Below are 10,282 nucleotides of genomic sequence, written 5' to 3'. Positions count from 1 at the left end.
AACACGGTGACCGGGGGGGCGCCGACCTCCGCGGCGATCGCATGGATGTCGGCACACCGTGGAGGGCCGCTGTGGTTCGCGGGGACCGCGTCGGCCCTCATGCGTGCGCGGTGACGTGCTGGGACACGTGGGCGATGTCCGCCGGGCCGACCCGGCAGCAGCCGCCGACCAGACGCGCACCGGCGGTCAACCAGCTCGTCACGTCGTCCGCGTCGAAGGCGGACTCGCCGGTCCAGGTGCGAGCTTCGGCGTCCCAGCCCTGGCCCGAGTTGGGGTAGGCGACGAGCGGGCCGGCCGCCTCAGCCAGCGCGGTGGCTACGTCCGCGGGCGCACAGCAGTTGACGCCGACCGCGACGATCTCGTCGACGTCGGCCGCCATCTGCCAGGCCTCGGCCAGCGGCTCGCCGGCGCGGGTGCGGTCGCCGTCGGCGGAGAGGCTGAGCCAGGCGACCAGGCCGGTGCCGTCGAGCTCTGCGCACAACGCCTCGACCTCGGCCAGGCAGGGGAGGGTCTCGACCGCGAGAACGTCTGCGCCGGCATCGGCCAGGACGTCGAGCCGCGGGCGGTGCCAGGCACGGAGACCGGCGACGTCGAGGTCGTAGTCGCCGCGGTACTCCGAGCCGTCGGCGAGGTACGCGCCGTACGGTCCGATCGAGGCGGCCACCCAGCCCTCGGGCCGTCGCTCGTCGCGGGCCTGCCGAGCGAGGTCGACGCTCAGCCGCATCAGGTCGGCCGCCGCGGCGGCGTCCAGACCGAGGGACGCGAACCCGGCGAAGGACGCCTGGTACGACGCCGTGGTGGCGACCTGCGCGCCGGCGTCGAAGAACTCACCGTGGGCGCCGACGATCGCCCCGGGGTCATCTCGGAGGAGCCGGGCGGACCAGAGATCGGAGGAGAGGTCGTGTCCGCGGGCCTCGAGCAGGGTCGCCAGACCGCCGTCGAGGACGACCGGCCCCTCGTCGATCGCCCGGCGGAGGTCCGAGCTCAGACGAGCACCTCGTGGCGCGGCGACACACGATCGCGCGCGGTGAGCAGCTCGTCGATCCGGTGGTGCACCTCTTCGTACTGCTCATCGCCGTCCACCACGTCGAGTCGCGAGGTGATCGCCCGAAGCGTGGCCTCGATGGAGGCGACGTCCTCGGGGATGCGACGCGTGAGCAGCAGCTCCAACGCTTGATGCCTCGTCATTCCACCCTCCCTAGCCCTCCAGGACGCGTACCCAGATCTCCCCCGCTTCAACCTTCAGGCTGGTAGCAAAGTACGCGGATCCGAGCGCGTGAGCGAGAGCGCCACGCGGATCCACAGGGCCGGGAGGCTGCGCGTGATCCGGTACGCCGCGCGTCGGGCGTCGACGCCCACCATCGCGAGCCCCACCAGACCCGTCAGCATCAGGAAGTCGACGTCGAGAAGGATCGCCAGGATCGCCGGGTCGACCCCGAGCAAGGGCATCAGCGCCACGGCCGCGAGGACGACGGCGAGGACACGCAGCGCCGTACTGCCTGGCGGTTTCACGACGACGAACCCGGACCCTGGCTGGTCGGGCGGACGGTGAGGCACTGCGAGCTGGTGCCGACCGGACCACGCTCGTCGTGGATCACGCTCGTGGTCAGTCCCACGCCGTCGGATCCGAACGAGACCGTGGTGTCGAGACCCAGCCACTCCCCCTGCGGCTGGGCGAAGAAGTGGGCGGTGAGGTCGACGTTCGGGAAGAGGACGTCGGTCGGCTCCGCCCGCACGGTCATGCCGTTCGCGACGTCGAGCAGGCCGGTGACGGCCGCCATCCGGCTCACCTCCTCGTCGGCCAGCAGCGGCTGGGGGGTGCGGACCCGGTAGCACGCCCGCCCGTGCTCCTGCTGGTGGCGACGTACCTCGACGGAGGCGATGAACCCTCCCCGCCACACCGTCGTCGGGTCCCATGCCTCGAGCTCGTCGGGACCTGGGATCGGCGGGTGGGAGGACCCGGCGACCGCTGTGGTGTCGCGAGGCTCCATCAGCCATCCGCGCAGCCGAACCGCCGCCCGCCCTGCATTGCTGAGCACTGCCTCGACCAGCTCGATGGTCCGGCCCTTCCTGAGCACCTCCACGCCGATGTCGACCTCGGCGATCGGCACCGTGCCGAGGATGTCGTAGCTCACCCGCGTCAGCACCAGCCCGTCGCTCCGCCGCCGGTCCCGATCCGTCTCGACGGCGTGCGCCATCAACCCCAGCGCGGGCGCGATGTGCTGCGTCTCGAGGTCCCACGCCCCACCCGTGTGCTCGGTCGCCCGGAACCGACGCTCCCCCAACCTCTCGAAGTAGGCCACGGCTATCGACTCCGCCCCTCGAGCCCGCTCCGGAGTACGTCGACCCCGGGACCCGAGAGGTCGGCGAGCGCGGTGAGCTCGGGGACCGGGCGCCGCGCCACGTCGCCGGCGATCGCCTCGCTGGCCCTGTCGACCGATCCGCGCGCGCGAATGACCTCGCGGATCAGCTGGCCCAGGGTGCCGGTCAGGGGCGACACGAGATGACCGAGCACCTCGCGGACCGTCCAGGCGTCGCACAGACTGCGCGTGTTCAGCTGCTGCTCGTCCATGCCGTCGAAGAAGTCGGCCAGCAGCCGTCGGTTGGCCGCGGTCCGAGCATGCACGTTCACCTGGGCATCATGGACGATCCGCGAGTGGGCTGACCGGTGGGGGTGCGAGCACCCGGCATCCGGTTCCTTGAGATCGTGTGACAACTACTGAGAGGAAGGGGCCAGGTGGGCCCTTCCTCTCAAAGGTCCACGCGACCGCCGTACGACTTCTCCCGCCTGATCGGCGGCGGCGCATGACAAGGCTCCGGCAATTCGGGACGCCGCGCCCGACCGGATCGCAGCAGATCAGTGCGGGTAAAACTGACCCGGGTCATCGTTGCGAAAATGCTTCCTGCTGAGCTCCTGCTGGGTCCTGCTGAGCTCATGCTTTTTCCTGCCGAGATCACGCCGACCCAGTTGCCTTCCCGACTTCATGCGAGACCACATGCTCGTCCGGCTGAACCACCACACGCCGAGCGCCGCACATACGAGAAGAAACACGATTTCGACCATGGCCACCATGTCGAAACTCCCTCCCCCGAAGACACCACGATACGCGGACACGGCTCCGACCTCGAGACCACGACGGAGCCCGGCTGGAGGGCAGAAGAGAGCCATGAGCGTCCGTCGGACAACGGCTGAGAATGCGCCTCTGCCGGAACCGGATGGGTGCTCATCGGCGTCGGAGACATCATCAGAGTCGTGTGGCTCGCGAACGTTTCGAAGTCCCCCATTTCATTTCGCAGTGGCGGCCACAAGGTCTTGTCCTCCTCGAGGTGGTTCCCTCCCGCGGCCAGGAGGCGCATAGTGGGGGCAACACTGTGACGTTCTCCGGGGGATGAACGCATGGACGACCAAAATGTGGCGAACTGGGTCGGCGGGGTCGCGATCGGGCTGATGCTGGCCGCCCTGGCATGGCTGCTCGTAGCTCCGAGCTCCGGTACGAGCGGCGGCAATGACCAGGTGCCTGTGAGCGACCGGCAGGCCTCCGGCACCGGATTCGCGGTCCATCGACCGCTGCACCAGGGGCAGCGCTGCATCGCGGCAGGCTGCGTGGCAGCGCGCTTCGCACCGGCCCCGCCTCCTACGCCGTCCAACCGCGTAGTTCAGCGGTCGACCAGCCCGCGTGCGGTGGCGGTCACGCCTCCGCCTGCCCAAGTCTCCGCGCCCTCGGCACCGGCGAGTGTGCCGCCACCGACCACGCCGCCATCGACCTCGTCGTCGCCCGCCCCGACACGGCAGCGGTTGCCACATCCCGGGCCCGTGCCAGGAGGGAACACCAGCCCGCCGCACACCGGTCCCCGCCCCTAGCTCCTTCGCCCGTGCACGCCGTCGCACCCAGCGACAAGGGATTCGTGGAGCAGCCGGATCAGACGAAAGGAAGGCCGATGACCCCCAGCCACACGCGACCTCGTCACGCCGTCGCACTGGCCGCCGTGCTCCTCGCCGGCGTAGGCCTCGGCACCATCCCGGCCCCCACGCAGGCCGCAGGCCCACAATCACGGCCGGGGCTGGGGTTCCGGATCGGGGGAAGCCCTCACGCCGACGGGACCTGGGTGGGGCGGTATCGGGTCGGCAGCCAGCTTGCCTACCGCACCCAGCCCCGCAAGAGCAATGCCGAGTCCGCCTACCACCCCCCGCACCGGGTCACCCAGGTGCGGGGCGTCAGCCCGGCGGCCACGGCGCGGTCCGCGTGGATCCTCTCGACGTACGGCGGCACCCGTGACCGCACCACGGCCGCTGCGGTCGACGTCGCCCTGCACGCGCTGCTCAGCCGCGGCAAGTGGCGGGTGGGCACGGCGTACACGGCCCGTCGGACCAACCTCACGGGCGACGGCCGCGTCCTGCGCGCCTACGCCAGGACGATTGTGCGGCAGTCGAAGCACCGCCACGGCCCGTACCGCACGACCGTCACGGCTCGCCGGGTGCCGGCCGGCAACCAGACCACCGTCACCGTTCGGGTCCAGAACAAGCGGGGCCTCGGGCCGGTCATCACCGGCCAACAGCGAGGCCTCGCCGCCGACGTCACCTACCCCGGCGCGGGGACCAGGACCGTCTATCTGAACAACCACGGGGTGGGCCGGGTCTACTTCCGTGCCGTTGCCGGGAGGACACGTATCACCGCGGCCGTACACACCGTGCCCGACGTGGCTCTGTTCCTTCGCCGCCCGGACAACAAGGCGGCCTCCCGGATCGCGGTCGCCGGCCATCAGCGGACCCTGAGGCTGCGGGGCTACGGTCTCGGGGTCAGCACCCAGACCCTCACGGTCACCAACACCTCGGCCTCCGTCCTCGTCGGCCACCCGCTACCCGGCACCTACAGCGTGACCGGACTGACCGGACGCGAGACCGTGGACTACGCGGTCTACGGCCCGTTCACCGCGGCCGCCATCGGCTGCACCGGGACCGCGCGGACGACCGCGAAGACCATCATCGGCAGCAACGGCACCCGCTCGCTGCCGCCATGGAGTCCGGCGAGGACCGGCTACTACGCCTGGCGGGTAGCCGCCCGCGGGAACTCCACCACCCGACCGGCGAGCGCATGTGGCACCGCCTATCTGGCCCGGAAGAACACCACGACCAAACAGTCCCGGGTCGGGGTGGCCCGCACCGTCAGGATCGGCCACGCGTTCGGCCCGGACATCCTCGTGTCCGGGTTCGACCGGCCAGAGGTGCACACCGCCTACACCCGGGTCTACGGGCCGTTCCGGCACAAGGAAAGGACCCGCTGCACCCGCAACCACCTCTTCCGTACCCTGCCCACGTCCGTCCGCGCCAACAAGCGGTGGCACGAGACCACGGTCGTGAACTACCGCGGCAACATCGGTTACTTCGTCTTCCGGACGACGCTCGACGCCGGCACCTTCATGCGCGGCTCACAATCGGGATGCGGCAGCACCATCCACGTGACCACGTGATGCTCGGACGGCAGACTCGCCGGCGTACGACGAGACGACGCAGGGCAGGATCGACCACACGATTCGGCGCGGTGACGACAACAGGCACGATCGCTTCGGGGCGGGCAGATCTGACCTGACCACCCCGATCCGACGTGCGACGTGCCTCGCTCGGGCGTCCACCGGTCGAACCTGGAGCTGGCCCGACACTCAGCCGGCTGAACGCCGGCGTCAGGTCATCCCACGACCTGTCGGGCGAGGGCGGCGGCTTCGCCGCGGTTGGTGACGCCGAGCTTGGCCAGCAGGTTCGACACATGCACGCTGGCGGTTTTCTCGGTGACGAACAGGGACTCGGCGATCGCCTTGTTGGTGGCGCCGGTGGCGAGGTGGTCGAGGACCTCGCGCTCCCGTGGCGTCAGCCGGCTCAACGGTCCCTCCCGCGCTGCCGACCGGGGCAGCGGGACGCGGGTGCGGGTGGCGAGCCGGCGGGCGCGGCGCTCGAGGTCGTGGGCACCCATGTCGTGGGCAGCCCTCCAGCACTCGACGAGCAGCTCGCGGCCCTCGTCTCGACCGCCGTGGGCGAGTAGCTCGGTGGCCAGGTTCAGGCGCGGCTCGAGAGCGAAGTAGGCACCGAACGGCTCCGCCAGCCCAGCCGCCGCCCGGAACTGGTCGACGGCCGGCTCCCCGGCGTACCTGGCGGCGTAGGCCTCGGCGAGCGCGAGCTGGACGCCGTGGTAGGCCGGGCGCCACTCGTCGGTGAGGCCGGCCCGCGCGCGACCGAGGTGCCGCGCTGCGCCGTCCCGCAGCTCGTCGGTCATGAGCCGGGGCGTCGTCCGACCTAAGCAGAGGGCCTGGAAGCCGATCCGGGCGGCCCCGGCCGAGAGCAGCGGCGAATCGGTGTCGTCGAGCTGGGCCAGGCACGACCTCGCCGCCTCGAGGGCACTGGGCAGGTCGTCGAGCATGATCGCCAGCGCGAACTCGGTCAGGACCTCGACGTCCCAGGGTTTCCGATTCGCCGCCTGGGTGTCCGCCGCGGTCTCGCGTACCAGGGGGGTCGCCGCGGCCGCGGCACCTCGTGCCAGCAACAGGTCCGCGCGCAGGGAGCGCCAATGCCCGCTGGATGCGGGCAACCCCAGCTCTGTGAGCTCCTCCAGCCTCTGTTCTGCCTCGTCGAGGCGCCCGCGCCACAGGAGTGCTTGCAGCGCCGCTCCACCACACAGGGTCGCTTGTATCGGAAGTCCCAGGGCCATGCCCTCGTCGAAGCCCTCACTGGCGAGGGCCAGGCCACGATCGACCTGTCCGGCCTGCATGTACTCCAGGGCGAGATATTGGTCGAGCGCGTACCCGACCATGCCCGCCGCCCGTGACACGTCATTGGCTTGCTCCATCCCCGCGAGTGCGGCGGCGATGTGGCCGAGGGCTCCCAGGGAGAGGCATCCGGGGTAGAGGGCATACACCTCGGCTTCCACGCACGCCGCCCTCCTGGCGACGTCGATAGCTCGTTGTGCGGCTGCGACGCTGGCAGCGAACTGGGCCTGACTGTTCAGGTACTGCGACTGGGCGCTCAGGGCCCAGGCCAGCTCCTCGGTCGGGGAGTCACCGGCGTACTCGACGGCGAGGCGGATCGCCTCCTGCGCACCGATCGTGTCCACGGTGTGGAAGGAGCTGAGGGCCAACGCGGAGTAGACGCGGCTGGCCAGCAACCGGTCGGGGTCGGGCCCGAGCATGTCCACCGCCGTGCGGACGAGCGTGTGCCAGCGCTCGAGGTCACCCTGGTCGCCCAACGCGTCCCCCAGCAGGACGACGAGCTCGGCCCGCGGGTGCTCGGCAAGAGTCTCGGCGTCGGGGACCCGGTCCCACAGTGACAGTGCGCGTTCGAGCTGGATGACTGCCTCGGCGGCTCTGAGCCGCTTCGCCGCCAGCCCGGCGCGCACCGATGCGGTCAGGGTGCGGGGCAGGTCGTGGGCGGCGTTCCAGTGGAAGGCGAGCCGGCTCAGGATCGCCAGCCGGGGATCGGGCGCGGCGTCGACCTGGGACTGGAGCTTCTCGGCCAGCCTCGCGTGGATCCGGGTGCGTTCGTCGGGCATCAGGTCGTCGTACGCCGCCTCGCGCAGGAGCGGGTGCCGGAACTCCAGGGAGCCGGCGGCGTGACGCAGGACGTTGGCGTCCAGCGCCTCCCTGAGATAGCTCTCCATCCGACCTTGGTCGAGCCCCGCCAGCTCCGCCAGCGTCTCGGTGTCCAGCCGGGTCCCGTTCACCGAGGCGACCCGCAGCAGCGCCCGCGGGCCCTGGTCGAGGGCGTCGATCCGGGCCAGCAGCAGATCGGAGAGGTGACCCGGGGCCCCTTCCTGGTCGACGGCCAGGAGCTCCTCGGCGTACAGCGGGTTGCCCTCGGATCGCGCGAGCACGGTGCTCACCAGTGACGGGTCTGGTGGCCCTTCGGTGCGGGCGGCGACGAGGCCCGCGATGTCGTCGCCGCCCAAGCCGCCGAGGTCGATCCGTCGGGACCCGACGGTCCGGCCGATCTCGACCAACGCCTTCCGGAACGGATGTCGGCGATGGAGCTCGTCGCTGCGGAACGTCAGCACCAGCAGCAACGCGCCGCGGGCGGTCCGGGACAGAGCGGCCGCGAAGTCCTGGGTCGACCGGTCCGCCCAGTGCATGTCCTCGAGCACTACCAGCACCGGACCGGCGGCCGCCGCCTCCAGGGCGGTCTGACGCAGGTCATCCAGCACTCGGAGCGGTTCGACGCTCCGAGGTGCCTCCGGATCGAGCAGGGTCAGCATCCGCCGCGCGGACGGGCGCGCGTGAAAGTCGTCGAGGCCGGCGAGCAGAGCCCGGACCGCCTCGACCACCGGGGCGAACGAGATGCCCGCCTCGAGGTCGAGGCAGTGCCCGGTCGCCACTGTGAACCCGAGGTCCGTAGCGCGTCGCTCGAGGTGAGCCACCAGCGTGGTCTTGCCGATCCCGGCATCGCCCCCGACCAGCACGACCTGCGGGGTCCCCTGCACCGCGAGCCCGAGTGCCTCATCGAGCTCCGCGGTCTCCCGCTCTCGCCCCAACAGAAGAGGAGGTCCCCCGCTGGGTAGGGGCATGTGTTTCACCGCCCTCGGCGTGGAGGGAGCGAAAACCCCCGGACCAGCCATCGTAGGCGTCTCCCACACCGTTGGCGACCGAGATCGGGCTGGGCCGGGCACGCGCTCGGCACCGGAGGTGCCTTGGACCCTGGCGACCCTTAGGTGGTTCCGCCCGACGGGTGCCGAGGACTAGGAGTCCTCCCCATGTCGTGGCTCGCTCTTTGCGCGAGCGTGGTGCTCATGCAGGCCGGACATCCCGCTGTCACGCGATCGAGGGCGTGAGGCGGTACCGACTCACTTCCGAGAGGAACTCACATGTACAAGACCTTGACCAAGCGCGCCCTGATGACGGTCGGCGGGCTGACCGCCGGCCTCCTGGCCGCGGCCATAGCGAGCCCAGTGGCCCCTGCAGCCGGCGCCTCCAGCTCCGGCTGTGCACCCTCGTCCGCCGATGCGGTGGTGGCCTGGAACGACACCGCCTCCGCGGCTCTGGGCACCGATGCCGCACTCCCCGCACCCGTGATGGCCGTCGGAATGGCCTACGTGCAGGCCGCGGTCTACAACGCCGTGGAGGGGATTGAGCGTTCACACCCCCTCTACCGCTGGCACACCCACGCACCTCCCTGCGCGTCGACCGCCGCCGCTGTGGCCGCGGCTGCCCGTGGAGTTCTGCTGCACTACTTCCCGGTCAGCAGCCCACGCGTGGGAGCGGCGTACGCCGACGCGCTCGCGAGCATTCCCGATGGTGCCGCGAAGGACGACGGAGTTGCGTACGGCGAGCGCGCAGCGAACCACCTGCTGACGCAGCGGGCCGGAGACGGCTGGCTCGGGACCACGATCTTCGACCTACCCCCGGCTCCGGGCACCTGGCGGCCCACGCCGCCACTGCTCATGCCCTACCTGGCTCCCTGGCTGGGCACGATGACCCCGTTCGTGCTGCGGAACGCCGGCCAGTTCCGGCCGAGCGGCCCGCCACGGCTGACGTCTGCGACGTACACGCGCGACTTCCGGGAGGTCGCTGACCTCGGTTCGGCGACCAGTACGACGAGGACGGCCGAGCAGACCGAGATCGCGCTCTTCTTCGCCGGCAACCTCACCAGCCAGCTGCAGGGTGCCTACCGCGACCACGTCGTCCGTCACGGTCTGGACGGGGCCGATGCCGCGCAGTACTTCGCGATCGCCAACCTCGCCGCTGCCGATGCGGTGATGGCGGCCTGGGACGCCAAGCTGCACTTCGGATTCTGGCGCCCCGTGACGGCCATCCGGCTGGGCGACACCGATGGCAACCCGGGCACCCAGGCCGACCCGACATGGACGCCGCTGATCGTCACGCCCCCCTTCCCCGACTACCTGAGCGGGCACACGACGGTGATCGGCTCGGTGACCGCCGCACTCACCGGTCTCGAGGGCACACAGTCCATCGATCTCAACCTGTCCTCGACCGTCACCGGCACCACGCGTCACTACGCCACGGCCAACACCCTGCGGCAGGAGGGCATCGGTGCCCGCATCTGGGGTGGGATCCACTTCCGCACCGCCGACGAGACCGGCGACCGCGTCGGGAGGCAGATCGGCGCAGCGATCGTCGACCGGATCTGTGACTGTCGCGGGTGAACCCCTGGCGCCGAGCGGTCCCGGCCGACGCCGGGGCCGCTGCCGACGCGGGCCACCGTTCCTCGGCTGAGAGCGCACGCGGGTAGCGGCGGTTCAGTGCACGACAGATGGCCACCCGCGCCAGTAGTCTCCACAAGAGCGTT

Annotated in this window: 8 protein-coding genes; 2 read left to right on the top strand and 6 right to left on the bottom strand. The window is 71.0% G+C overall.

Annotated elements, in window-relative coordinates:
- Window positions 1-97: 97 nt before the first annotated feature.
- The 5 genes from mmuM to VGJ24_RS04410 are packed head-to-tail and all read right to left on the bottom strand — an operon-like array spanning window position 98 to window position 2,632.
- Window positions 98-964, bottom strand: coding sequence for a homocysteine S-methyltransferase (gene mmuM / locus VGJ24_RS04430; protein WP_331499286.1), 867 nt, complete (start codon window positions 962-964; stop codon window positions 98-100).
- A 20-nt stretch (window positions 965-984) separates the two neighbouring features.
- Window positions 985-1,188: a hypothetical protein gene (locus tag VGJ24_RS04425; protein WP_331499285.1), complete on the bottom strand. Its 204-nt coding sequence runs from the start codon at window positions 1,186-1,188 to the stop codon at window positions 985-987.
- A 54-nt stretch (window positions 1,189-1,242) separates the two neighbouring features.
- The gene (locus tag VGJ24_RS04420) at window positions 1,243-1,512 is read right to left on the bottom strand and encodes a hypothetical protein (RefSeq protein WP_331499284.1); all 270 of its coding nucleotides are present in this window, start codon (window positions 1,510-1,512) and stop codon (window positions 1,243-1,245) included.
- On the bottom strand, window positions 1,509-2,303 hold the full coding sequence (locus VGJ24_RS04415; RefSeq protein WP_331499283.1) for a thioesterase family protein: 795 nt from the start codon (window positions 2,301-2,303) through the stop codon (window positions 1,509-1,511). The genes VGJ24_RS04420 and VGJ24_RS04415 overlap by 4 nt, the downstream gene beginning before the upstream one ends.
- Window positions 2,304-2,305: 2 nt before the next feature.
- Window positions 2,306-2,632: a maleylpyruvate isomerase N-terminal domain-containing protein gene (locus tag VGJ24_RS04410; protein WP_331499282.1), complete on the bottom strand. Its 327-nt coding sequence runs from the start codon at window positions 2,630-2,632 to the stop codon at window positions 2,306-2,308.
- 1,307 nt (window positions 2,633-3,939) lie between these two features.
- Here VGJ24_RS04410 and VGJ24_RS04405 point away from each other — a divergent pair.
- Complete coding sequence (locus tag VGJ24_RS04405; RefSeq protein WP_331499281.1) at window positions 3,940-5,469, top strand: hypothetical protein; 1,530 nt, start codon at window positions 3,940-3,942, stop codon at window positions 5,467-5,469.
- Window positions 5,470-5,684: 215 nt separating this feature from the next.
- Here VGJ24_RS04405 and VGJ24_RS04400 read toward each other — a convergent pair whose 3' ends face one another.
- On the bottom strand, window positions 5,685-8,510 hold the full coding sequence (locus VGJ24_RS04400) for a helix-turn-helix transcriptional regulator (protein WP_331499280.1): 2,826 nt from the start codon (window positions 8,508-8,510) through the stop codon (window positions 5,685-5,687).
- A 330-nt stretch (window positions 8,511-8,840) separates the two neighbouring features.
- Between VGJ24_RS04400 and VGJ24_RS04395 the strand changes: the two genes are divergently transcribed.
- Window positions 8,841-10,139: a vanadium-dependent haloperoxidase gene (locus VGJ24_RS04395; RefSeq protein WP_331499279.1), complete on the top strand. Its 1,299-nt coding sequence runs from the start codon at window positions 8,841-8,843 to the stop codon at window positions 10,137-10,139.
- Window positions 10,140-10,282 lie beyond the last annotated feature (143 nt).

The organism is Nocardioides sp., from assembly GCF_036493135.1.
GTDB lineage: Bacteria > Actinomycetota > Actinomycetes > Propionibacteriales > Nocardioidaceae > Nocardioides.
The sequence above is the reverse complement of the archived record's forward strand: the minus strand, read 5'-3'. Positions and strand labels throughout refer to the sequence as shown.